Origin of the sequence: Pelagibius litoralis (assembly GCF_011683915.1) — a bacterium.
GTDB lineage: Bacteria > Pseudomonadota > Alphaproteobacteria > Kiloniellales > Kiloniellaceae > Pelagibius > Pelagibius litoralis.
Genome location: NZ_JAAQPH010000014.1, coordinates 136,080 through 157,581 on the forward strand (window position 1 = coordinate 136,080; position 21,502 = coordinate 157,581).

Annotated in this window: 24 protein-coding genes; 15 read left to right on the forward strand and 9 right to left on the reverse strand. The window is 62.6% G+C overall.

The genetic code is table 11. From position 1 onward, the window contains the following. Nucleotides 1-3 precede the first annotated feature (3 nt). A complete protein-coding gene (locus tag HBA54_RS18120) occupies nt 4-903 on the reverse strand; it encodes a LysR family transcriptional regulator (RefSeq protein WP_167227195.1) in 900 nt (299 codons plus the stop codon). 97 nt (nt 904-1,000) lie between these two features. On the opposite strand from HBA54_RS18120, the gene HBA54_RS18125 reads away from it, so the two are divergent. The 4 genes from HBA54_RS18125 (at nt 1,001) to HBA54_RS18140 (ending at nt 4,542) form a co-directional block, all read left to right on the forward strand. Beyond that, a complete protein-coding gene (locus HBA54_RS18125) occupies nt 1,001-1,723 on the forward strand; it encodes an SDR family oxidoreductase (RefSeq protein WP_167227197.1) in 723 nt (240 codons plus the stop codon). Between the two features lie 64 nt (nt 1,724-1,787). Continuing rightward, a complete protein-coding gene (locus HBA54_RS18130) occupies nt 1,788-2,294 on the forward strand; it encodes a nuclear transport factor 2 family protein (RefSeq protein WP_167227199.1) in 507 nt (168 codons plus the stop codon). A 245-nt stretch (nt 2,295-2,539) separates the two neighbouring features. After that, nucleotides 2,540-3,271: a class I SAM-dependent methyltransferase gene (locus HBA54_RS18135; RefSeq protein ID WP_167227201.1), complete on the forward strand. Its 732-nt coding sequence runs from the start codon at nt 2,540-2,542 to the stop codon at nt 3,269-3,271. A gap of 221 nt (nt 3,272-3,492) precedes the next feature. Next, the gene (locus HBA54_RS18140) at nt 3,493-4,542 is read left to right on the forward strand and encodes a serine hydrolase domain-containing protein (RefSeq protein ID WP_167227203.1); all 1,050 of its coding nucleotides are present in this window, start codon (nt 3,493-3,495) and stop codon (nt 4,540-4,542) included. 55 nt (nt 4,543-4,597) lie between these two features. Here HBA54_RS18140 and HBA54_RS18145 read toward each other — a convergent pair whose 3' ends face one another. Further along, nucleotides 4,598-4,756, reverse strand: coding sequence for a hypothetical protein (locus HBA54_RS18145; protein WP_167226981.1), 159 nt, complete (start codon nt 4,754-4,756; stop codon nt 4,598-4,600). Between the two features lie 302 nt (nt 4,757-5,058). On the opposite strand from HBA54_RS18145, the gene HBA54_RS18150 reads away from it, so the two are divergent. From HBA54_RS18150 to HBA54_RS18165, 4 genes are all read left to right on the forward strand, one after another. Beyond that, entirely contained in the window at nt 5,059-5,619 is a 561-nt protein-coding gene (locus tag HBA54_RS18150; RefSeq protein ID WP_167227205.1) for a TetR/AcrR family transcriptional regulator, read from the forward strand. Between the two features lie 87 nt (nt 5,620-5,706). After that, a complete protein-coding gene (locus tag HBA54_RS18155) occupies nt 5,707-6,099 on the forward strand; it encodes a nuclear transport factor 2 family protein (protein WP_167227207.1) in 393 nt (130 codons plus the stop codon). Nucleotides 6,100-6,209: 110 nt separating this feature from the next. After that, the gene (locus HBA54_RS18160) at nt 6,210-7,292 is read left to right on the forward strand and encodes a zinc-dependent alcohol dehydrogenase (RefSeq protein ID WP_167227209.1); all 1,083 of its coding nucleotides are present in this window, start codon (nt 6,210-6,212) and stop codon (nt 7,290-7,292) included. A gap of 32 nt (nt 7,293-7,324) precedes the next feature. After that, entirely contained in the window at nt 7,325-7,705 is a 381-nt protein-coding gene (locus HBA54_RS18165; protein WP_167227211.1) for a tautomerase family protein, read from the forward strand. 89 nt (nt 7,706-7,794) lie between these two features. Here the strand turns inward: HBA54_RS18165 and HBA54_RS18170 are convergent, their stop codons facing one another. Further along, nucleotides 7,795-9,612, reverse strand: coding sequence for an ABC transporter transmembrane domain-containing protein (locus tag HBA54_RS18170; protein ID WP_240932752.1), 1,818 nt, complete (start codon nt 9,610-9,612; stop codon nt 7,795-7,797). 422 nt (nt 9,613-10,034) lie between these two features. Here HBA54_RS18170 and rpmE point away from each other — a divergent pair, with 422 nt between their 5' ends. Next, nucleotides 10,035-10,262 (forward strand): 50S ribosomal protein L31, encoded by a 228-nt coding sequence (gene rpmE, locus HBA54_RS18175; RefSeq protein WP_167227213.1) that lies wholly within the window; start codon nt 10,035-10,037, stop codon nt 10,260-10,262. Between the two features lie 119 nt (nt 10,263-10,381). On the opposite strand, the gene HBA54_RS18180 is transcribed toward rpmE, so the two are convergent. Continuing rightward, nucleotides 10,382-10,804, reverse strand: a complete 423-nt coding sequence (locus HBA54_RS18180; RefSeq protein ID WP_167227215.1) for a DUF1465 family protein — start codon at nt 10,802-10,804, stop codon at nt 10,382-10,384. A gap of 296 nt (nt 10,805-11,100) precedes the next feature. Between HBA54_RS18180 and HBA54_RS18185 the strand changes: the two genes are divergently transcribed. The 3 genes from HBA54_RS18185 (at nt 11,101) to HBA54_RS18195 (ending at nt 13,155) form a co-directional block, all read left to right on the forward strand. Further along, complete coding sequence (locus HBA54_RS18185; RefSeq protein ID WP_167227217.1) at nt 11,101-11,565, forward strand: Hsp20 family protein; 465 nt, start codon at nt 11,101-11,103, stop codon at nt 11,563-11,565. Between the two features lie 184 nt (nt 11,566-11,749). Continuing rightward, on the forward strand, nt 11,750-12,358 hold the full coding sequence (locus HBA54_RS18190) for an ABC transporter ATP-binding protein (protein WP_167227219.1): 609 nt from the start codon (nt 11,750-11,752) through the stop codon (nt 12,356-12,358). Continuing rightward, nucleotides 12,355-13,155 carry an ABC transporter permease gene (locus HBA54_RS18195; protein WP_167227221.1) on the forward strand — a complete coding sequence of 267 codons (801 nt, stop codon included), beginning with the start codon at nt 12,355-12,357 and terminating at the stop codon, nt 13,153-13,155. The genes HBA54_RS18190 and HBA54_RS18195 overlap by 4 nt, the downstream gene beginning before the upstream one ends. A 190-nt stretch (nt 13,156-13,345) precedes the next feature. Here HBA54_RS18195 and HBA54_RS18200 read toward each other — a convergent pair whose 3' ends face one another. Genes HBA54_RS18200 through HBA54_RS18210 form a run of 3 tightly spaced genes read right to left on the reverse strand, consistent with a single transcriptional unit; the run spans nt 13,346 to nt 15,906 of the window. Then, nucleotides 13,346-13,780 (reverse strand): acyl-CoA thioesterase, encoded by a 435-nt coding sequence (locus HBA54_RS18200; RefSeq protein ID WP_167227223.1) that lies wholly within the window; start codon nt 13,778-13,780, stop codon nt 13,346-13,348. Nucleotides 13,781-13,789: 9 nt separating this feature from the next. Continuing rightward, nucleotides 13,790-14,578 (reverse strand): alpha/beta fold hydrolase, encoded by a 789-nt coding sequence (locus tag HBA54_RS18205; RefSeq protein ID WP_167227225.1) that lies wholly within the window; start codon nt 14,576-14,578, stop codon nt 13,790-13,792. A gap of 32 nt (nt 14,579-14,610) precedes the next feature. Beyond that, nucleotides 14,611-15,906, reverse strand: a complete 1,296-nt coding sequence (locus HBA54_RS18210; protein ID WP_167227227.1) for an O-acetylhomoserine aminocarboxypropyltransferase — start codon at nt 15,904-15,906, stop codon at nt 14,611-14,613. Between the two features lie 864 nt (nt 15,907-16,770). Between HBA54_RS18210 and HBA54_RS18215 the strand changes: the two genes are divergently transcribed. Together HBA54_RS18215 and HBA54_RS18220 are read left to right on the forward strand one after the other, a co-directional pair. Further along, complete coding sequence (locus tag HBA54_RS18215) at nt 16,771-17,163, forward strand: DUF6152 family protein (protein WP_167227229.1); 393 nt, start codon at nt 16,771-16,773, stop codon at nt 17,161-17,163. 29 nt (nt 17,164-17,192) lie between these two features. After that, nucleotides 17,193-17,690 carry a hypothetical protein gene (locus tag HBA54_RS18220; protein ID WP_167227231.1) on the forward strand — a complete coding sequence of 166 codons (498 nt, stop codon included), beginning with the start codon at nt 17,193-17,195 and terminating at the stop codon, nt 17,688-17,690. A 170-nt stretch (nt 17,691-17,860) separates the two neighbouring features. On the opposite strand, the gene HBA54_RS18225 is transcribed toward HBA54_RS18220, so the two are convergent. Next, nucleotides 17,861-18,796: an AEC family transporter gene (locus HBA54_RS18225; protein WP_167227232.1), complete on the reverse strand. Its 936-nt coding sequence runs from the start codon at nt 18,794-18,796 to the stop codon at nt 17,861-17,863. A gap of 102 nt (nt 18,797-18,898) precedes the next feature. Between HBA54_RS18225 and HBA54_RS18230 the strand changes: the two genes are divergently transcribed. Beyond that, complete coding sequence (locus tag HBA54_RS18230; protein ID WP_167227234.1) at nt 18,899-19,114, forward strand: hypothetical protein; 216 nt, start codon at nt 18,899-18,901, stop codon at nt 19,112-19,114. A 55-nt stretch (nt 19,115-19,169) separates the two neighbouring features. Here the strand turns inward: HBA54_RS18230 and HBA54_RS18235 are convergent, their stop codons facing one another. Then, the gene (locus HBA54_RS18235; protein WP_322096067.1) at nt 19,170-21,407 is read right to left on the reverse strand and encodes a TRAP transporter permease; all 2,238 of its coding nucleotides are present in this window, start codon (nt 21,405-21,407) and stop codon (nt 19,170-19,172) included. Nucleotides 21,408-21,502 lie beyond the last annotated feature (95 nt).

Genomic DNA, 21,502 nt, shown 5'->3' on the forward strand with positions numbered 1-21,502 from the left:
GGGTCAGACACCGGAAGCCCCTTTCAGCTTCACATGGTCAACGAGCGCCCGGAGCTTTGGGGCCATGTTCCGGCGCTGCGGGAAGTAAAGGAAGAAGCCTGGGAACGGCGGCAGATAGTCCTGCAGGATCGGAACGAGATCGCCGGACTCCACATAGGGCCGGCCGGTCTCCTCCGTCACGAAGGTGATCCCGCCGCCGGCGACAGCCGACCGCAGCATGAGGTGCAGGTCGTTGGTGGTAATCTGTGGCCCGACCGCGATGTCGAAGGGAATGCCGTTCTCTTCGAACTCCCAGCGGTAAGGCGCGACGTTCGGGGCCGGGCGCCAGCCGATACAACGGTGGTCGAGCAGCTCGCGCGGGTGCGACGGCGTGCCGTGAGCATCAAGATAGCCCGGCGCGGCCACCACCATCTCGCGCTGATCGCCGGAGACCGGCACCGCGATCATGTCCTGTTCGATGATCTCACCGAGCCGCACGCCCGCGTCGAAGCCGGCAGCCACAATGTCGAACTCTTCGTCGGTTACCGTCACGTCAAGCGTTATGTTTGGGCAACGCTCGGCGAAGGAGGCGACCAGAGGGCCCGACAGGAACCGCTCCGCGATCGAAGTGACGGCGATCTTCAGATGACCCCGTGGGGTAACATCGCCCGCAACCTGCTCAAGGACAGAGCGGATGTCCGACAGGGGCCGGGACAAACCCTCCAGCAACCGTTCGCCCGCTTCTGTCAAACGCACGGCGCGGGTCGTCCGGGTGACAAGCGCCGCTCCGAACGCGTCCTCCAGCCTGCGAACGCCCTGGCTTACGGCCGAACGGGTCACCCCTAATCGGTCTGCGGCCGCTCGAAAGTTGTCTTCTTCCGCGACCGCGAGGAAAAGCGGCAGAAGGTTCAAATCAATTCTCATTGTACAGCATTGCTTACCACTCTGTCGCTCAGAAGGCCAGTAGCGACGACGCCGAAAACTGCCATTTGTTCATTCGAACCCAAGACAGGAGGACGAATTGGACAAGATCATTCTTATTACCGGGGCATCCAGCGGCATCGGCGAAAGCATTGCGCGCGCGCTTGGCGCAGCCGGGGCGAAGGTTCTTTTGGGGGCCCGGCGGCGCGACCGCATCAAGGCCGTCGCGGCCGAAATCGAGACGGCGGGCGGCACCGCCGAGGCCCTGGCGCTCGACGTAACCGACCGCGCCGCGGTGACGGACTTCGCTCAGTTTGCCATCGACACCTGGGGCCGGATCGACGTGCTGGTGAACAATGCCGGCGTGATGCCGCTGTCACCGCTCGCCGCAGGCAAGCACGATGAGTGGGAACGCATGGTCGACGTCAACATCAAGGGCGTGCTTTGGGGGATCGGCGCGGTGCTGCCGCAGATGGAGCGCCAGGGCGGCGGACAGATCATCAACATCGCCTCGATCGGCGCCCACTACGTCGTGCCGACGGGCACCGTCTATTGCGCCACGAAGTTTGCCGTCCGCGCGATCTCCGACGGGCTGCGGCAGGAGAGCGACAAGATCCGCGTCACCTGCGTCAATCCCGGCGTCGTGGAAAGCGAACTGGCCTCGACCATCACCCACGAGGAAACGATGGCCGTGATGGATGCGTTTCGGGCCATCGCGCTGCAGCCCGCAGACGTCGCCCGCGCCGTACGGCAGGTGATCGAGGCGCCCGACAGCGTCGATACGACCGAGATCACCATCCGGCCGACAGCCTCTGCCCAGTGACGCGAACGGATAGCGCCGGCGTTCCTGTGTGCCGTTCTACCCAACCCAACTGAAGGGACCGACAATGATCGACTTCCGAAGCTCACGCCTGATGACTCTTTCCGCCTGCGTACTGGCCATTGCCGCGACCACGATGACCGCCCAGGCCGATCAGCCCGACGCCACCGCCGCGAACGAAGCAGTTGTGCGCCAAGCGTTCGAGACATGGACCGAGGGGACTTATGTCTTCAACGAACTTCTGGCCCCCGATGTGGTCTGGACGATCCACGGCTCAGGGCCGGTGGCCGGCACCTACACCAATATGGACGACTTCGTCGAACGGGCCGCCAAGCCGCTCACAAGTCGCCTCGTGAGCCCCTTGGTGCCCGAGGTGCACGACATCTGGGCGCAGAAAGACACCGTCATCATTCGCTTCGACGGTTCGGCGATCACGACGTCGGGTACGCCTTACAACAATCAGTTCGTCTGGATCTTTCAGATGGAAAACGGCCTCGTTACCGAAGCGGAAGCTTTTCTGGATCTCCTGGCCTATCAGGAGGTCGTCGACAACAACGCGCCGCGCGCGGACTGAACCCTGTCTGCCGCGCGCCCGGGAACGGCGGCGACGTCAGCCGGATGGTAAAGCCGAAGCCGCATCGAAGGTGGGCTTACACACGTATTGCGGTTTGCGGGCCCGAGGATCCATCGCTCTGGTCATGGGATAGGTGCCGATTTCGACCCGCAAGCGGCCGTTGTTAGTCCCGCGCGGGATGACTGAAATGCAGACAAAGCGGCCATCGGTACTGACGAAACAGGCCTCTCATGGTACAGGGTCATATGAACTCTTTGTACGACACAATTGGACTGAATTACGCCGACCTACGACGGCCGGACGCCCGAATAGCCCGCAAGATTGAAGACGCTTTGGGGGCTGCCCGGACCGTTTTGAATGTCGGGGCTGGGACTGGTTCATATGAGCCGACTGACAGGCAGGTCACGGCGATAGAGCCTTCAGCAGAGATGATACAACAGCGTTCCGCTACTGACGCCAACGTCTTTCAGGGTGGTGCGGAAGACCTGCCTTTTGAAGACAAGTCGTTCGACGCTTCGATGGCCCTCCTGACTATTCACCATTGGTCTGACCAGGAACGGGGAGCCATGGAGATGCGCCGGGTCACGCGCGATAAGATCATTTTTCTGACCTACGACCCTTCATTCCGTGGGTTTTGGCTTGCCGATTATTTCCCGGCACTTGTGACGTTGGATGAGGGACAAATGCCGAAAATGACAGACTATGAAAGGTGGCTTGGCTCCACAGAAGTTTCGGTGGTGCCAATTCCTCACGACTGTACGGATGGTTTCTTGGCTGGCTACTGGCGGCGTCCCGCGGCCTATCTTGAGGAGCGGGTACGTGCCGCCATGTCGTCGTTCTGGGCATTGGGTGATGTTTCCGACGGGTTAAGAAAGCTTGAGGCGGATTTGAAGAGCGGCGCGTGGGAGCAGCGTTACTCTGATTTGCTCAATCTTGCGGAACTGGACTGCGGCTATCGACTGGTCGAGACCAGGTAACGTTTCACGACATCTGAGATTTTCATCATTCATGGATGTCGCATCAGGGCTCTAACCGGCTCGTCGTCCGATCGTCCTGCGTTGTCTGCAGGCGGTAGCGATATCATCTTCTAAGAACGACAACCCGCTGCGTTGCTTGAAGCCCATGACACAGTATTATCGGGTGGCATTGTTTGCGCCTCGGCAAACCGAAGCGAAACGTCGGTAGGTTTCCAGCTGCTTTGACCTCGTCAACGCCCACCACATCCAACTCGGACCGGTCTCATGCGGCGACCGAGGCGTTTGCTGCGCTGGAAAGAAGGCTCGACGAACTGGTTCCCCAGCGGCTTGACGAATACAAGGTACCCGGCGCTGCGGTGGTGGTCATTGATGGCCCCCAGAAGCTCCTGCGGGGATATGGGCTAAGGCGATCTAGAAACCCGGAGGCCGTCGGTCCGGACACCATATTTGAGGCAGCGTCACTGGGTAAGCCGCTTTTCGCCTATGCCATGCTGACGATGGCCCGCCAAGGTAAACTCGACTTGGACCTCACGCTTTCGGGCAAGCTTAACGAACTCTATGTAATCGACGACGCGCGCATCGACCGCGTAACGGCCCGCCACGTGCTCTCGCACACGACGGGCTTGCCCAACTGGCGCCCGGACCGTTTTTCCGCTCAGGCAAAGCCGCTCAAGTTTTTGCGTAGTCCAGGCAGCGAATTCGGTTACTCCGGTGAGGGCTATATGTACCTGCAGGCCGTGATCGAAAAACAAAGCGATGAGGCGTTGGACAGGATCATGGAGGCGCTCGTCTTCCAACCAATCGGGATGCCGAGAACAAGCTACCTTTGGTCCGACGGCTTCGAAGCGGACTTTGCCATGCCTCATGACCATAGGGGCCGTGCGGGGGAGAAGTGGCGTATCCGGGAAGCCGGCGCCGCTTACTCGCTGCATACGACGGCCTCAGACTACGCAGGCTTCCTGCGGGTCATGCTGGAGGACGATAGCGAGCTTGCCCGGGCCATGCTGAGTCCTCAGATCGATCTTTCCGCCAGCGCGCAACTTGCCTGGGCGCTCGGTTGGGGCATAGAACGCCGCGCCGATGTGGATTGGTTTTGGCATTGGGGCGACAACGTCGGCTACAAGCATTTTGTCATGGGATCGCGGTCCGAGAAGCGGGCGGTCCTGGTATTCACCAACGCGCGGCGCGGCGCCAACGTTTATCGCACGGTCGTCGAGGAGGTGCTTGGATTTTTACCGGACGCACTCCAGCAGCCCTACATACAGTACTAGCAATTCCGGACAGCCGGCGGTGCCGGCGGGCAGCCGTGAGCTGTAAGGTCGCGCCCTAAGCCGCCGAGGTATCCAACGCCGCGGCCTGGCCGAACTGCAGGGCGGCGAGGCGGGCGTAGAGGCCGTTGGCGGCGACCAGTTCCTTGTGGCTGCCGCTTTCCACCAGGCGGCATTCCCCTTGGCAGAGCGGCCAGTCAATCGGATCAGAGTCCATGGGCTGCATTCGGCCCGTAACAGTCATTCATTCTTAGAGCAGATCCCGGTCGGATGGAATCGCCGAAGGCGATCCATCGACCGGGTGAATCTGCTCTAACTGTTTGATGTCGATCGGATTCACATGTTTTGGCGCAACCACGAAGTGGTTCCGTCAAAACATGATCCGATCTAGGGGCCCAGCGACCGGATAGAGCCCGCGGCCAACCTTCCCCGTGCCATCCAGATGCCAGCGCCGGGCGAAAAATGCCGTCATGTCTTCATCCCTCTTGAAAAATCAAGACGACCAGTCATATTATTGATATGCCCAAGCCGAACCATCGCGACAAAATTCTTTCCGCCGGCCTCGCCGTTTTTCACGAACGGGGGTTTCATGGCAGCGGAATCCAGGATGTCGTGGACCATGCCGGCGTGCCCAAGGGGTCGTTCTACAATCACTTCAAAAGCAAGGACGCCCTTGGCCTTGAGGTGCTGGAGCGCTACTGGCAGAACAATGCAAAAACGCGGACGGAGTTGCGTGACTCCGAGATCCCGGCCCTCACGCGCATCGACCGCCATCTCGCCGCTGCCGGCTACGACGAGAACGGCTGCCTCATCGGCAATTTCAGTGGTGAGCTCGCAAGCTCCGACGCATTTCGCCCACGTCTTTCCAAGCTGTATGAGGCGTGGATCTCGGACGTCGCCGCCTGCATTCTAGATGGCCAAAAGGACGAAACGATCCGAAATGACGACGGCGCCGAGAACCTCGCGGAATTCGTGATCGAGGGCCTTGAGGGCGCAAAACTGAAGGCTAAAGTCGACCGCGATCCCGGCGTCCTCGAACGCTATCGCAAGTCCATCCGCCTGTTACTCCAGAACCGCTAACCCAAGTGCCCGGCGATAGTGGAAGCCTTACCTTAAAATAAGACGACCGGTCATATTATTAATCATACCTCCGCAAAGGAAACGACCATGAACGCCAATAATGAAGCCGAACGTCAGTCTTACGATGAATACGCAGCCGTCGAAACGGCGCTGAAACCCTACATCGACGGTCCCTACACCGGCGACGGTGAAGCCCAACGCGGCGTGTGGATGGATCACGCCCGGATCGTCGGATCCCTGGATGGGCAGTTCATGGCCCTCACGGTCGACGAGTTCATCGCTGCGGTGAAGGAGCAAGGCCCGGCGCCGAACGTCAATCACCGCATCGTCGCCATCGGCATCGCCGGAAGCGCCGCAACGGCGCGGATCGAGTTCATCGACTGGCACGGTCTTCGGTTCACGGATTTCTTTGTCCTGATCAAGCAGGACGGGGTTTGGAAGATCAGCAGCAAGGTCTTCGACAGCCATTCCCGTAACTGACCCGACAGTCTCAAACGGCCGCCCACATATGGCTTTTGAAGATCAGGCGCAATAAAGGGCGGCGGGCCGCGAACCGGCGAAACAGATCATTTCGAATAGGTGTTCGACACATGAAAGCAACTTACTACCACGACCGCGCCGAAGTGCGTGTCGGCAATTTGGAAGAACCCAGTTTGATAAAAGACACGGATGCGATCGTTCGTGTCACGCTTGCAGGTATTTGCGGCGCGGACCTCGACTTTACCCAGAATGGGCCCGAGATGGGTGTGCAGCAAGGGATGCGCCTGGGGCATGAATTCGTGGGTGTCGTCGAAGCGGTCGGCAAGGACGTTCATAGCGTCAAGGTGGGCGAGCGAGTCGTTGCCTCGGCCATGTTTGTCGATGGCGAGTGCCACTACTGCAAACGCGAGCTGACATCGGCTTGCGAGCATGGCGGCCTGTTTGGCTCACCTTTCTTTGTCGAACACGGCGGCGATGACATTCAGGGCGGTCAATCTGAGTTCGTTCGTGTCCCTTATGCGAACGCGTCGCTCTTTACACTCCCCGAGGGTCTCAGCACGGGCGCGGAAGATGCCAAAGCGCTCCCGCTCGCCGATAACTTTGCGACCGGCTTTCACGGCGCCCTGAACTCAAATGTTCGTCCGGGTGAGACTGTCGTGGTCATCGGGGACGGCGCCGTCGGGCAATGCTCGGTGATGGCGACAAGCCTTTTTGGCGCGTCACAGATTGTGTTCGTGGGTCGACACGAAGGCCGGCTCGAATTCGGTCGTCAGAAAAGCGGCGCGACGCACACTGTCAATGGCAAGCTCACGGACCCGGTCGAGTATGTCAAAGAGTTGACTCAGGGTCGCGGCGCCATGTCGATCATCGATACCATCGGCAACCAGACTTCGCTCAAACAATCCCTCGACATGGCGCAGGCTGGTGCCTCAATCAGTGTGCTTGGCTTCGGCCATCTTTATGCGCCGGTGGACGCGCCCTATTCGGAAGCTCTGTTCCGTAATCTCACCATTCACACAGGCATAGTGAACGTCGTCGCTTACATGCAGAAACTTCTGCCGCTGGTCGAGAACGGGCGTATCGACCCCAGCGTGATCTTCACCGACACGCTACCGCTTGCTGAAGCCGAGAAGGGCTATGCCCTGATGCGTGACCGTTCGGCAGGCACCATCAAGGTCGCGCTGCAACCCTGACGCCGTCACAAGCCAACTGAAAGGAAGCCGTTATGCCGTTCACCCGCATCGCGCTTAAGAAAGGCAAGTCGCCAGAGTATCGCCGCACACTGATGGAGCAGATCTATCTCGCGATGCGCCAAACCATTGGCATACCCGAGAACGATCGCTTCGCGACCATAACGGAGCTTGAAGCCGATAACTTCAACAACAGCGGAGACTATGCCGGCATCGACAGGTCTGGGGATGTCGTATTCGTACAAATAACACTGAATGCCGGCCGGACAGTCGAGAAGAAAAAAGCCCTCTACGCAGAGATCGCGGAACGGCTTAAGACAGACCCGGGTGTTCGGCCCGAGGATGTTGTTATCAGCCTTCTCGAAGTGGAGAAGGAAGACTGGTCGCTTGGCAATGGCGTGGCGCAGTACGCCTAGAGCAGATCCGGGTTGAAAAGAGGCTATACCGGGGCTTTCGCGGACACTCGGCTGTGTCGCCGGGCAACCGTGATCTGTAGGGTCGCGCCCTAAGCCGCCGAGATATCCAACGCTGCGGCCTGACCGAACTGGAGAGCGGCGAGGCGGGCGTAGAGGCCGTCGGCGGCGACCAGCTCCTTGTGGCTGCCGCTTTCCACCAGGCGGCCCTCGTCGATCACCAGGATGCGGTCGGCCTTCAGCACCGTCGCCAGGCGGTGGGCGATGACCAGGGTGGAGCGGTCCGCCATCAGGCGGTCCAGGGCCTGCTGCACGGCACGCTCGCTCTCGGCATCCAAAGCGCTGGTCGCCTCGTCCAGCAGCAGCAGCGGCGGGTCCTTCAGGATCGCCCGGGCGATGGCGAGGCGCTGGCGTTGGCCGCCTGAAAGACGCACGCCCTTTTCGCCGAGATAGCTGTCGAGGCCGTCAGGCAATTGCTCCAGGAATTCCAGCGCACCAGCCGCCGCCGCCGCTTGGCGCACTTCCTCGTCGCTGGCGTTCGGGCGACCGTAACGGATGTTTTCCCAGGCGTCGGCGGAAAAGACCACCGGCTCCTGCGGCACCAGGCCGATGCGGGCGCGCAGATCCGCCGGATCGGCCTGCGGCAGGGCCACGCCATCCAGGCGAATGCTGCCTTCCTGCGGGTCGTAGAACCGCAACAACAGCTGGAACACCGTGGTCTTACCGGCACCCGAAGGGCCGACGATGGCGATCTTCTCGCCCGGCTGGGCGGTGAAGCTCAACCCCTGCAGGGCCGAACGGTCGGGGCGGGAGGGATAGTTGAAAACCACGTTGTCGAAACTGACCGCACCGCGCGCCGGCGTCGGCAGCGCCAGAGGGTTCGCCGGCGCGGTGATCTCCGGCTCGGCTTCCAGCAGGTCCATCAGCCGCTCGGTCGCCCCGGCGGCGCGTTGCAGATCGCCGATCACCTCGCTCACCGCCCCGGCGGCCCCGGCCACCACGATGGCATAGAAAACAAAGGCGGAGAGTTCGCCGGCGCTGATCCGCCCGCTGAGCACATCGTGACCGCCGATCCAGAGGATGACGCTGACGGCGCCGAAGACCAGCACGATGACTACGGCGGTCAGCATGGCGCGCGCGGCAATGCGCAGGCGCGCGGCACCGAAAGCCTCCTCCACCCGGGCGGAGAAGCGACGGCGGTCCACCCCTTCGTGCACGAAGGCCTGGACCGTGCGGATCGCATCCATGGTCTCACCGGCATAGACGCCAAGGTCGGCAATGCGGTCCTGGCTGTCACGGCTGAGCCGGCGGACCCGTCGCCCATAGGTCAGGATCGGCAGCAGCACCAGGGGCACCACCAGAAAGACCAGGGCGGTCAGCTTCGCCGAGGTGATGAGCAGAAGGACCGAGCCGCCGATCAGCATCAGCGAATTACGGATAGCGATGGAAAACGACGAGCCCACCACCGTCTGCAGCAGGGTGGTATCGGTGGTCAGGCGCGACAGCACCTCGCCGGTGCGGGTCACTTCGTAGTAGGCCGGCGACAGCGTCAGGATGTGATCGAAAATGCGTTTCCTGATATCCGCCACCACCCGCTCACCGATCCAGGAGACCAGGAAGAACCGAGCATAGCTGGCGGCCGCCAGCAGGATGACCACGCCGAAGAGAACCAGCACCGCCTGGTTCAGCAGGGCGGCATTGCCGGCGGAGAAACCTTCGTCGACCAGGCGGCGCAGCCCCATGCCCAGGCCGAGCACCGTCCCCGCCGCCACCAGCAGCGCCGCCATGGCCCCCAGCAGCTGCAGGCCGTAGGGCCGGACGAAAGGCCAGAGATCCGTCAGCAGCTTCAGGCTGCCGCGGGCCGGTGCGTCGCCTCGGATACCCTCGGGCGGGGGGGAAGACATGCGCATCGGAACTACTCTTTCAGGTCAAACGGACAGGGCAGGCCAAACGGACAGGTCGGTCCGGGGATTCGGTCGAAACCCGGGCCGTTGAACATCCGGCCCCGGGGGCAGGCCGCCCTTCCGACCGGCCCGGCAGAGAACAGAAGATATTCCCTGAGAGCGCAAATGGCGAATGGACGCAGGACCAAACCGCCCCCAAACCCTCACCCAGAGCGCGATCAGCCCCTTTCCCGGGCCCATTCCACCAAGGAGGCGCCCCCGCCGCAAGCCCGAAAAGCCGCCGGAACCATCCTGTCAAAGCCTTGAATTAACGAATTTTCTGCAGATTCCCGGCGCTCCGGCCCAAGGCCCCGGGCGGCGGCTCTCCAGGCTTGCATCCCGGCCCTGCCTCGGGTATACAGCGCCGCGCTTTCTCGAGGATCAAAGCCATGAAAAAAGACCTGCACCCGGACTACCACGAGATCAAGGTGGTAATGACCGACGGCACTGAGTTCACCACCCGCTCCACCTATGGGGCGTCGGGCGACACCATGCGCCTGGATATCGACCCCAAGACCCATCCGGCCTGGACCGGCGAGCATCGCCTGGTCGACAGCGGCGGTCAGGTGGCCAAGTTCAACAAGCGTTTCGGCGGTTTCGGCCTGAAGACGGAATAGCCGTTTTCCCGGTACTCCCGCAGCGGGCCTGATGGGCCGGGCGGGGGCTGAAAAAACGCTTCGAAGACGGATAAAGGGCGGCTGTTCGGCCGCCCTTTTGTCTTGCCCGTGTTTGCGGGCTACTCCTGCAGGGCCGGACGGGAAGAGCGTTCCTGCATGGCATCGAGACGCGCCACCCGCTCATACAGCCGGTGGGATCGATCCAGCAACTCGTTCAACCGGGGCTGCAGGGTCACCCCCTCCACCGGTGGCGAGGTCTCCTCGCAAACCGCCTTTCCGGACAGCCTGAACTCCGGCGCCCGCGCCTCTTCGCGCGTCATCTCGCCGGCATGAACGGCTTTTTGGACCATCAGCCAGGCCATGATCTGGGTGAGCCGGGATGTCAGCCGCATGGTTTCGCAACTCATGGCCATGCGGTCGCCCGGCGACATCTCTTTGCGCTCGCCCGGGTCGCGATTGGTCAGGTATTCCCTGGCCTCGCGAGTCAGAGCCAGGGCTTCCTCGAAGGTCGAATCAAAGAAGGCGACGGTTTGATCGCTCAAAACAGATCTCTTGCAGCGGTTCGTTCAAAAACAGGGACCGCTTGGCCCCCGGAAAAGCGCCGGAGTTTAACGCGATTGGACTTAACAATCCCTTGGGACATTCACCATCCCAGACTAGGAATAATATCGCATCGCGTAATCCCGGCAAGGCTTGAATCGTCTTTTCGAGACCCAATATCTTATAGGCTGCGGGGGGCGCCTCATAGAGGGTTCCCAAAAAAGCGGCAGATGAAGAGGGCTCGACCATCCGGTGGGCCCAATGACCAACCATGTTGCTCATGAAGGAGAATATGGACATGAGAAGTCTCGACCTTTCCCCCCTGTTCCGTGCGACCGTCGGTTTTGACCGCCTCGCTTCCGCCCTCGATACCGCCAGCCGGCTTGACGAGAGCGCCTACAGCTATCCGCCCTACAACATCGAGAGAACCGGCGAGGACAGCTACCGCATCGTCATGGCGGTGGCCGGTTTCGCCGAGGACGAGCTCGACATTACGGCGAAGGAAAACAGTCTGACCATCACCGGCAAAAAGACCCCGGTCGAAGACGATCAGACCAACTACCTGCACCGCGGCATCGCCGCGCGCGCCTTTGAGCGCCGCTTCGATCTGGCCGACTACATCAAGGTCGCCGACGCCAAGCTGGAAAACGGCCTGCTGTCCGTTGACTTGGTCCGCGAGGTGCCGGAGGCCAAGAAGCCCCGCAGTATCAAGATCACCTCTGCCATCGGCAGTGCCAAGGTGCTTGAGAACGAAGCGGCCTGACCACCGCTTTTGCAGAACTTAATCAGAGTACCATGACCTGTGTTCAGCGGCCGGGCGGCGTCAAACCGCCCGGCCGTTTCTCATTCGACGAATCGGCCTCGCCGCGATTGCGTTATCCGATGACCCGCTGAAGGCCCAAGGCCCCTGGCCGGGACTCCGCCCGACCCTCTAAGCTGCGTGAACCATGTTGTCGGTCCACCAACTCTCCCGCCCCGGCCTTGAGCCGGTCTCCTTCGATCTCGCCGCCGCGGAGAGTATCGCCCTCAGCGGCCCTTCGGGCGCCGGCAAGACCCTGCTGCTGCGCGCCCTGGCCGACCTCGACCCCTGCCAGGGCGATGTCTCGCTGGACGGCAGGGAGCGGCGCAATATGCCGGCGCCGGACTGGCGGCAAAGGGTCGGATACGTGCCGGCGGAACCGGGCTGGTGGTCCGACCGGCTGGCCGATCACTTTCAGGACTGGGACAGCCTGGCGCCGCTGGCCGAAAGCCTGCAACTGAAAACGGCGGTCAACGATCGCCCGGTGCCGCAGCTCTCCACCGGGGAGCGTCAGCGCCTCGCTCTGTTGCGCGCGCTGGAACGGCAACCCAAGGTACTGCTGCTCGACGAGCCGACCGGCCCCCTGGACGAAGACGCCACCGCCGCCGTCGAAGCCCTGCTGAAGGAAAAACAGAACCACGGACTTGCGCTGCTCTGGGTCACCCATGACCGGCGCCAGGCCGAACGCATCGCAAGCCGGCAGTTCTGGATCGACCGCGGCCGCCTGCGCGAAGCGCTGCAGGAAGACGCGCAATGAACGACTACATCCGTCTTGAGTATTTGGATCTCGGCCTTTCCGCATTACTGCTCTTGGCGGTCGCCGGCCTGTCGCTGCTGCTGCAGCTCAGGATCGAGCGCAGCCTCGCCATCGCCGGACTGCGCTGCGTGCTGCAGCTCTTCCTCGTTGGCCTGGTCCTCACCAAGCTCTTCGCCCTGGCCTCGCCCTGGTGGACCGGTCTGGCGGCGCTGGCCATGATCCTGTTTGCCGGACGCGAGATCATGGCGCGCCAGGAACGCGGCTTCCAGCGCCTCTGGGCCTATGGCATCGGCACCTCGGCCATGCTGATGGCCGCCACCCTGGTGACCCTCTTCGCGCTCACCACCCAGGTTCAGCCGGACCCCTGGTACGACCCGCGCTATGCCCTGCCGCTGCTCGGCATGATCCTCGGCAACACCATGACCGGGATCGCGCTGGGCCTGCAGCGCCTGACCGAGGGTGCGCGCCAGCAACGGGCGGGCATCGAGGCGCAGCTCTGCCTCGGCGCCACCCGCCGCGCCGCCATGCTGCCGGTCACCCGCCAGGCCCTGACCACGGCCCTGATGCCGATCATCAATTCCCTGGCGGCCACCGGCCTGGTCTCCCTGCCCGGCATGATGACCGGCCAGATCCTCGCCGGCGTCGAGCCCATGGAGGCGGTGAAGTACCAGTTGATGATCATGTTCCTGATCGCCGGCGGCACCACCCTGGGCGCCGTCACCGCCGTCTTCGTCGGCGTCTACCGCCTGACCGACAGCCGCGATCGTTTGAGATTGGACAGATTGGCGGCGGAGTAAGGAAGATCCCCCTCGCCCTCCTGCTTCGCGGGAAGCTCATCTCGCCCTCCCGCTTCGCGGGCCCCTCCCTCTCCCACGAGGGGAGAGGGTGTCTTCAGCAGCATCTATAACTTCCCCCTCTCCCCTCCGTGGGAAAGGGCCGGGGTGAGGGGGCATTTTTGTTCGACGCCCTGATGAAAAGATGCTGCGCCTACGCCTGCAGCTTCTCCAGCGCGGCGCGCAGGCCGTCGGGGATCGGCACGGCCTTCATGGTCGCGCGCTCGACGAAGACGTGGACGAAGCTGCCGGTGGCCGCGGCCTCGTCGCGGCCTTGCTTGAACAGGGCGATCTCGTAGCGCACCGAACGCTTGCCCAGATGGGCAACCTTGAGGCCCGCCTCCACCGCCTCGGGAAAGGCGAAGGCCGCCTTGTACTGGCAGGCGCTCTCGGCGCAGACACCGATCACCTGGCCGTCGTGAATGTCGAGCCCGCCCGCGCGGATCAGGTAGTCGTTGATCACGGTGTCGAAGTAGGAATAGTAGACCACGTTGTTCACGTGGCCGTAGATGTCGTTGTCCATCCAGCGCGTCGGGATGGTGAGGAACTGCGGATAGTCCGCGCGGGTCGCGGGAACGGGCTCGGTCATCTCATCCGGTCACAATATGGTTCTGAGGGCGTCGAGGCTTTCGTCGGGTTTTTCCGAGAGCATCATGTGGCCGCAGGCGGGGATGGTCACCTGCCGCGCGCCGGGGATCGCCGCGGCCAGCTTGGCCCCGGCCCGCGCCGGGGTCATCTTGTCCTGGTCGCCCATCACCACCAGCAGCGGGCAGGTGATCTTTTCCGCCGCCGCCATGGCCCCCTGATAGGCATTGCAGGCCGAGAGATCTCTGTACAGCACGCCGGGGGGTACCTGGGCCAGAAGCTGCTCGCCGCCGCCCATCATCCAGGCACCCGGCATGCGCGCACCGCCGAAGTGGCCGCTCGGCCCGAAACCCCAGGAGGTCATCAGCGCAAAAGCGACCGGGTCGTTGGTCTCGGCTGCCGCCAGCAGGTCGGGATGCACCGGCATCTTCGGCGCCACCCCCATCAAGGCGGCAGCGCGCACGCGGCCCGTGTGGCGGGCGGCACAGTCCAGCGCCGCCAGGGCGCCCATGGAGTGGCCGACAAGCGTGGCCTTCGCCAATCCCGCCTCGTCCAGCAGCTTCACGGTCCAGTCGGCAATCGCCTCGATCGACGTCAGCGCCGCGCCGCCGGAGCGCCCGTGGCCCGGCAGGTCGACCGCGAGAACGCTGGCGTCGTGGTGTGCGAAATAGCGCGCCGGCAGGGCCCAGACCGTATGATCCAGGCCGGCGCCATGCAGGAAGACGACCGCCGGCAGGTCCGGGTCGAAGGAGCGGCCGCCGGTCGCGGTATAGACCCGCGCACCCTCTACAGTCAGTTCCATATGATTCTATCCGCCGGTAAAACTTTGGTGACTCAGTCTTTCTGGGAAACGCGCAGGGCCTGACGCAGATCGCCGATGATGTCGTCCGGGTCTTCCAGGCCGACGGAAAGACGGATCATATCCTCCCCCACCCCGGCGGTGGCAAGCTGGTCCGTGGACATCTGCTGATGGGTCGTGCTGGCCGGATGGATCACCAGGGTCTTGGCATCGCCGACGTTGGCCAGGTGGGAGGAAAGCTGGCAGGCCTCGATGAACTTCGCCCCCGCCGCGCGGCCGCCCTTCACGCCGAAGGAAACGATGGAGCCGCAGCCCTTGGGCATCAGCCGCTGGCCCAGCGCGTGATCCGGGTGGTCCGGCAGATCGGGGTGAATAACCCAGGAGACCGCGTCTTCGCCCTTCAGGTAGTCCAGCACCTTGTGGGTGTTGGCCATATGGCGTTCCATGCGCAGCGGCAGGGTCTCGACGCCCTGCAGGATGTAAAAGGCGTTCTGCGGGCTCATCGCCGCACCGAAATCGCGCAGGCCCTCCGCCCGGGCACGCATGGAAAAGGCCTGGGGGCCGAATTCCTCGGCGAAGTCGATGCCGTGATAGCCGGCGTAGGGCTCGGTCAGGGTGTCGAAGCGCCCACTCGCCTCCCAATCGAAACGGCCGCCGTCGACCAGCAGGCCGCCGAGCGCCAAACCGTGGCCGCCCAGCCATTTGGTGGCGGAGTGCATGATCAGATCGGCGCCCAGTTCTATCGGCCGGCAGAGATAGGGCGTCGCAAAGGTGCTGTCGATCATCAGCGGCAGGCCGGCGGCATGGGCCACCTCGGCAACCGCCGGAATGTCGAGCACCTCCAGCCCCGGATTGCCCAGACCTTCGGCGAAGACGAGGCGCGTTTCCGGGCGAATGGCATCGCGGAAAGCCCCGACATCGCGCGGATTGACGAAGGTCGTGGTGATACCGAAACGCGGCAGGGTGTGGGTGAAGAGATTGATCGAGCCGCCGTAAAGCGAGGAGGAAGCCACGATGTGCCCGCCCTGGCCCATCAGGGTCGCGACCGCCAGATGCAGCACCGCATGGCCCGAGGCCGTGCCGATGGCCCCGACCCCCAGTTCCAGGGCGGCAATGCGCTCCTCCAGCACCGCGACGGTGGGATTGGAAATCCGGCTGTAGATATGGCCGGCCCGCTCCAGATTGAACAGAGCCGCCGCCTGATCCGTATCGCGGAAGACATAGGATGTAGTCTGGTAGATCGGCACCGCCCTTGCGCCGGTCACCGGATCGGGCTGCTGGCCGGCATGCAGGGAAAGGGTGTCGAACTTCAGGAACTTGGGATCTGCCACGGTGAGGCCTCCGATGCTGTGCGGGCAGATTACACAAGTCAGCAGGCCGAGCGCAGCCCCAATCATCGCAGGGCGCGGCGCCGGATCACGCGATGATGTCAGGATGTCGAAGAAAGGAGGTTCGGGGAGACTCGAAAACCGGGGCCCAAAATTGAAGGAGGGCCTTCGATCCAGATGGATCGTGGCCCCTCCCCTTGTTTCGTTCTACCCTGTCAACTTGCCGTGCCAAACACTAGCAGCGTCCACCTGATGGTCAAGTGGAGAATCGTTAACGCCTTGATAGAAAGCCGTTTCGTCGAGGTAAAAGCCGTCTCGCCGCGCTACGAATCAAGACCTGGGTCCATGCATCCAAGTAGACACAAGAGAGCACTGCGCAGCGAAGCAGAGCAATTGCAATCTTCGGGGGAAATGACCTGCGTGATACAGCCTCAACGTGACCACGACCGACGGCTGACCAGTCTTCGCATCGGCGGCAACGGGCGGCACAAAGAAAAACCGCCGGGGCGAACCCGGCGGCAAGTTTAACAGGGAGGCGTTACAAGGAACGGATAAACATCCGAACGACGACCCAGGAGGACCCGGGGAGGGCTTGCCAGGCCGTCTGTACTTAAAATTAGTCTCGAATTCCTAATGAATAGTTAACGATATCATTAATTCCAAATTTGACCCAATGGCCGGGCTCGATCAGACAGAAAAGCCCGATTTTCAGCCGAATCCTGGTCGCTCGGCGCTTTCCTCGACTGTCCGGTGGCCCCCTCAGATAATGCTGGTCTGACGCCGAGACGGCCTTAAATAGTAACCATAGCGGAGAGCGGCAGGCGCTAATCTGTGAAGAACACGGCTGACAACGGAGGCTCTGATATCATGGCGACAAGGCGGCGATTCGTTATTGGCAGCAGTGTAGTGCTTGGTCTGGCAGCGCTGGGCGGGACACTTGGAGTCAGGACCGCCCTGGCCCACCACGGCTGGCGCTGGACCGAAGGCGGAAATTTCGAGCTGGTCGGCTTGATCAAGACCGTCCAGCTCGGCAACCCCCACGGGGTGCTGACCGTCGATGCCGAAGGCGAGATCTGGACCGTGGAAGTCGGCCAGCCCTGGCGCAACGAGCGGGCCGGACTGAAAGACGGGATGCTGGCGATCGGCACCGAAGTAACCATCTTAGGCGAGCGCGCCGCCGACCCGGACGACAAGCGGGTGAAGGCCGAGCGCGTTGTCATCGACGGCGAAATCTACAACCTCTATCCGGACCGCGACTAAATCCATAAAGCTGCTGGGACCGCACCCGGATGGATCTTGGGGCAACGCTGCTGGAGGCGCTGACGGCGCTGCAGAACATGGCCCTGCCGTCGGCCCTGCGCGCCTCGCGCTGGGTCTATCCGGTGGTCAACGCGGGGCACATCCTGGGCCTTGCCCTGTTGTTCGGGGCGATTCTGCCGCTTGACCTGCGGCTCCTGGGGTTCTGGCGCAGGATGCCGATCAAGCCGCTGGCCCGGGTTCTGATCCCGGTCGCCGTCTCGGGGTTGGCGATCTCCGTCACGACGGGCCTGCTGCTGTTTTCCGTCGGCGCCGCAAAGTACGCCGCGACGCCGCTGTTTCAGGTGAAACTCCTGCTGCTGCTGGCCGCCGTCGTGAATGCCCTGCTGCTGCGCCGCGCCGCCGACTGGACCCTGGCCCAGGTGCCGGAGATGCCGGTGAACACCGCACGGCTGCAACTGGCCGGCGGGCTCTCCATCGCACTCTGGCTGGCGGTCATCCTCTGCGGGCGCTTCCTCGCCTACATCTGATCGGCCGCGCCGGCAGCTTGCCTAGAGCAGATCCCGGTCGGATGGAATCGCCGGAGGCGATCCCCTGGGATATCTGGCGACCGGGTGAATCTGCTCTAACTGTTTGATGGCGATCGGATTCACATGTTTTGGCGCAACCACGAAGTGGTTCCGTCAAAACATGATCCGATCTAGAGGTCCGCTTTCAATACCGCCAGCAGGATCGAGAGCGTTACAACGGACAAGGCCGTCGAGATGAGCACGGCGGAGGCCGAACGGGCGAGATAGATGTTGTACTGCCGCGCCATGATGAAAACGTTGGCGCCGGAGGGAATGGCGGCGGTGAGGATCGCCACGACGGCCGCCAGCGGCGTCAGGTCGAACACGTAGAAGGCCATCACCGCCATCACCGCCGGGTGAACGAACAGCTTCATGACGACAATCGCCAGGGTTTCCCTCAGGTCGCCCGCGATGGTAAAGCCGGTCAGCGTGGCCCCCAGGGCAAAGAGCGCGCAGGGCGCCGCCGCGCTGCCCAGCAACACCGTGAAACGTTCGGCGGGCGCCGGCAGGGTCAGGCCCGAGGCACCGAAGGCGATTCCGGCCACCAGCGCCAGGATGATGGGGTTCACCGCCAGCGCCTTCACCGTGTTGACCGCAAGACTGCGCCACCCCTGGCCGGCCCCGAGACCCAGTTCGATCAGCACCGTGATGACCGGAAAGATCACGATCGAATGGAAGGTGATGATCAACATCAGTTGGACGCCGCCTTCGTCGCCGAGGGCGGTGAAGATCAGGGGAATGCCCAGCAGCACGGTGTTGGAGAAGGTCGATCCCATACCGAACAGCGTGCGCTCCGCCAGGTTGGTGCGGAACAGCAGCCGCGAAACGCCCAGCGCCACGACGAAGGTCACGAAAATGGCGCTCATGTAGGCGCCGACGATGGAAATCTCGATCAGACCCGGGCCGCGGGCCATGGCGCGGAACAGCAGGGCGGGAATGGCAAAATAGAAAACGAAGGTGTTGAGGCCCTTGATCGCCTCCTCGCTCATCCAGCCCTTGCGGCCAACCAGATAGCCACAGAGAATCAGGCCGAAGATCGGCAGCACCGTCTCAAGAATGCTTTGCATGTCGGTAAATCGTCGCTTTGGATGGGACCCTGCAGAAAGGCTCGCAGAACCCCGCCCGAATCCGACTGGAGCCGGGGCCCGCGATGGGCCAAGATAGCAGGCATGGACCCAAAACTCACGGCCTGGCTGATTCTCGGTTTCGGCTACCTGCTGCCCCTTGCGCACATTACGCTGTCGCGCAACGCCGGCAGTTGGCGCCCGCCGCCGGGCAGCCGCTGTCCGATGGGGCCACGGGTCGGCTGGCTGGTCATGGTCCTGCTGCTCGGCCCGCTCGGCTGGCTGCTGTTCTGGCGCAGCCGCCGGCGGGTCAGGGCCTGAACAGCCCTTTAACGCGCCGGGGCACAGCAGCGCGTTTGACCAAGGACGACCGCCTTCAGTCGGGACCACGAACGGGCATGACGGCGCCCGGCGATGGCTTGATCACACGCTGCACGAACAATATGGCCGCGACCAGGCCGATACCGATGATATCGGACAGGATTCCGCCCTCGATCATGAAGAGAGCCGCAAGGACAAGGGCAACACGCAGGAACCAGACCGTGCGTGCGCCCAGGAACCAACCCTGTACACCGGCCGACAGCAGAAATACGCCGAGCACGGCCGTGACCAAAGCGCGCCCTATTTCGAAAGCACTGCCCTCCATCAGGATCGCCTGGTTGTAGAAAAACATGAACGGCACGATGAAGGCGGCGATGCCAATTTTAAACGAGGCGACCGACGTCTCCATCGGATTGGCGCCGGAGATACCGGCGGCAGCATAGGATGCCAGAGCGACCGGGGGCGTAATGGCCGAAACAACGGCGAAGTAAAACACGAAAAAATGGGCCGTCAGGGCCGGGATGCCGAGTTCGATCAAGCCGGGGGCCACAACCGATGCCGCCACGGCGTAAGCTGCAGTTGTCGGCATGCCCATGCCAAGAAGAATGGCGATGCACATGGCGAAAAACAACGCCAGGAGTTGGGATGCCTCGGCAAGGCCCAACAGCAGGTTCGAGAACCGCGCGCCGACGCCGGTCAATGAGATAACCCCGACGATGATACCGGCGCAAGCGCAGACAGCGATGATCTGCACTGACATGACGCCGGCAATCTCGAACGCCTTGGCGATGGAACGCGGTCCCATGCGGTAAGGGGTAAGCCAGCTCACCACAGCAGCGGCGGCGGTCGCAAGGGTGCCGGCCCGGATAACCGAATAGCCCATGAAGAGCGCTGCAATCAGGATGATAATCGGCAGGAACAGGAAAATGCGCCGGGACATCTCGCGCAGCTTCGGCAATTCGTCATCGCGCATACCCCGCATGCCGAGCTTCGCGGCCTCGAAATCAACCATGAAGTAGATGGATACGAAATAAAGGATTGCCGGGATGATCGCTGCAACCGCGATGTCGGTATAAGGGATACCGGTGATCTCTGCCATGATGAAGGCGCCCGCACCCATGATGGGGGGCATGATCTGCCCGCCGGTCGACGCCGCGGCTTCGATCGCGCCGGCGGTTTTACGATGATAGCCGACCTTCTTCATCAGCGGGATGGTGAGTGAGCCCGTGGCAACAACGTTGCCGGCAGAGGTTCCGTTGATCATCCCCATCAAGCCGCTGGCAAAGATCGCCACCTTGGCCGGGCCGCCACGTGCCCGACCTGCCGCCGCAAAGGCGAAGTTGACGAAGTAGGCCCCTACCTTGGAGGCCTGTAGAAACGCCGCGAAGATGATGAAAAGAATGATGTAGGTGGAGGATACAGCGGTTGTCGGCCCAAGAATGCCGGCGTCTGTGTAGACCTGGCTGAAAAATCGCTGCCAGGTGATCGCTGGCGCGCTGAGAAAACCGGGCAGGTACTGTCCGGTAAAGACGTAGACCAAAAAGATAACGGAGATGATGACCAGCGCCAGTCCGGCAACGCGACGGGTCAGTTCCATGATCAGGATCGTACCGGCGACCGCCGCGATGGAGATGCCGATGGGGGCAAAGGGCGTTCCCGTGGAGTTGCGCATCAAGGTGCCGTAGATAGCAATCAGGTAGGTCGCCACGGCCATGCCACAGACCGCCAGCACGATGTCCGGGAAGGCAAAATGGCTGCGCTCCCGCCGGTCGACCCAGGAGAGCAGCATGGCCCCGATGGTTGCCAGCATGAGCGGCAGGCCAAAGAGCCACATCTCTTTGAACTTGATCCCTTCATCGATGCCGTTCCACATCGCGCCGCCGGCGATATCCACCGCGAAAGACAGTGCCGTAGCGAGTGCGAAGAGCGCCGGCAGGATCAGCAGATAGGAAAGATAATCCAACAGGCGGGTTTCGTTCGCCGGACCGCTGGCAAAGTTGCGCGCCGAGAAGAGAATGAAACCGAGACCGAGCGCCCCGGCAATGTGCACGATCCGAAAATTCCAGGTTTCCATAGGAAAAACCGGCAAGAAGGGAAGGTCCACCAGGCCGCCCGTCATGGCACTGATAGACAAACCGTTCAGCGCGGCCATATGGAAGCCTGCGTAGACCGCAGCCAGTGCGCCGACCACGAGATACGCCCGCCCCTCGAACAGTCGCCGGTTGCTTTCGACGGGCTCCTTGTCGACCCCCTCGACGGTAATCTGACTCTCAGTTTCGGTTTGGTTCGTCACGGCGCCCTCCCTTTTTTTCATTAGTCTGCCTGAATGACTCCAGAATACCAGCGCTTACTCTCGCCCCCTAAGTGACTGATAAAAAGAGGGCCGCC

Excerpts from the sequence above, each read along its gene's own strand:
- HBA54_RS18155 (WP_167227207.1), top strand. The coding sequence starts at position 5,707 with ATGAACGCCAATAATGAAGCCGAACGTCAGTCTTACGATGAATACGCA.
- HBA54_RS18150 (WP_167227205.1), top strand. The coding sequence starts at position 5,059 with ATGCCCAAGCCGAACCATCGCGACAAAATTCTTTCCGCCGGCCTCGCC.
- HBA54_RS18225 (WP_167227232.1), bottom strand. The coding sequence starts at position 18,796 with ATGCAAAGCATTCTTGAGACGGTGCTGCCGATCTTCGGCCTGATTCTC.
- HBA54_RS18145 (WP_167226981.1), bottom strand. The coding sequence starts at position 4,756 with ATGGACTCTGATCCGATTGACTGGCCGCTCTGCCAAGGGGAATGCCGC.
- HBA54_RS18205 (WP_167227225.1), bottom strand. The coding sequence starts at position 14,578 with ATGGAACTGACTGTAGAGGGTGCGCGGGTCTATACCGCGACCGGCGGC.
- HBA54_RS18185 (WP_167227217.1), top strand. The coding sequence starts at position 11,101 with ATGAGAAGTCTCGACCTTTCCCCCCTGTTCCGTGCGACCGTCGGTTTT.
- HBA54_RS18220 (WP_167227231.1), top strand. The coding sequence starts at position 17,193 with ATGGATCTTGGGGCAACGCTGCTGGAGGCGCTGACGGCGCTGCAGAAC.
- HBA54_RS18230 (WP_167227234.1), top strand. The coding sequence starts at position 18,899 with ATGGACCCAAAACTCACGGCCTGGCTGATTCTCGGTTTCGGCTACCTG.
- HBA54_RS18135 (WP_167227201.1), top strand. The coding sequence starts at position 2,540 with ATGAACTCTTTGTACGACACAATTGGACTGAATTACGCCGACCTACGA.
- HBA54_RS18215 (WP_167227229.1), top strand. The coding sequence starts at position 16,771 with ATGGCGACAAGGCGGCGATTCGTTATTGGCAGCAGTGTAGTGCTTGGT.
- HBA54_RS18160 (WP_167227209.1), top strand. The coding sequence starts at position 6,210 with ATGAAAGCAACTTACTACCACGACCGCGCCGAAGTGCGTGTCGGCAAT.
- HBA54_RS18190 (WP_167227219.1), top strand. The coding sequence starts at position 11,750 with ATGTTGTCGGTCCACCAACTCTCCCGCCCCGGCCTTGAGCCGGTCTCC.
- HBA54_RS18195 (WP_167227221.1), top strand. The coding sequence starts at position 12,355 with ATGAACGACTACATCCGTCTTGAGTATTTGGATCTCGGCCTTTCCGCA.
- HBA54_RS18165 (WP_167227211.1), top strand. The coding sequence starts at position 7,325 with ATGCCGTTCACCCGCATCGCGCTTAAGAAAGGCAAGTCGCCAGAGTAT.
- HBA54_RS18130 (WP_167227199.1), top strand. The coding sequence starts at position 1,788 with ATGATCGACTTCCGAAGCTCACGCCTGATGACTCTTTCCGCCTGCGTA.
- HBA54_RS18120 (WP_167227195.1), bottom strand. The coding sequence starts at position 903 with ATGAGAATTGATTTGAACCTTCTGCCGCTTTTCCTCGCGGTCGCGGAA.
- HBA54_RS18200 (WP_167227223.1), bottom strand. The coding sequence starts at position 13,780 with ATGACCGAGCCCGTTCCCGCGACCCGCGCGGACTATCCGCAGTTCCTC.
- HBA54_RS18170 (WP_240932752.1), bottom strand. The coding sequence starts at position 9,612 with ATGCGCATGTCTTCCCCCCCGCCCGAGGGTATCCGAGGCGACGCACCG.
- rpmE (WP_167227213.1), top strand. The coding sequence starts at position 10,035 with ATGAAAAAAGACCTGCACCCGGACTACCACGAGATCAAGGTGGTAATG.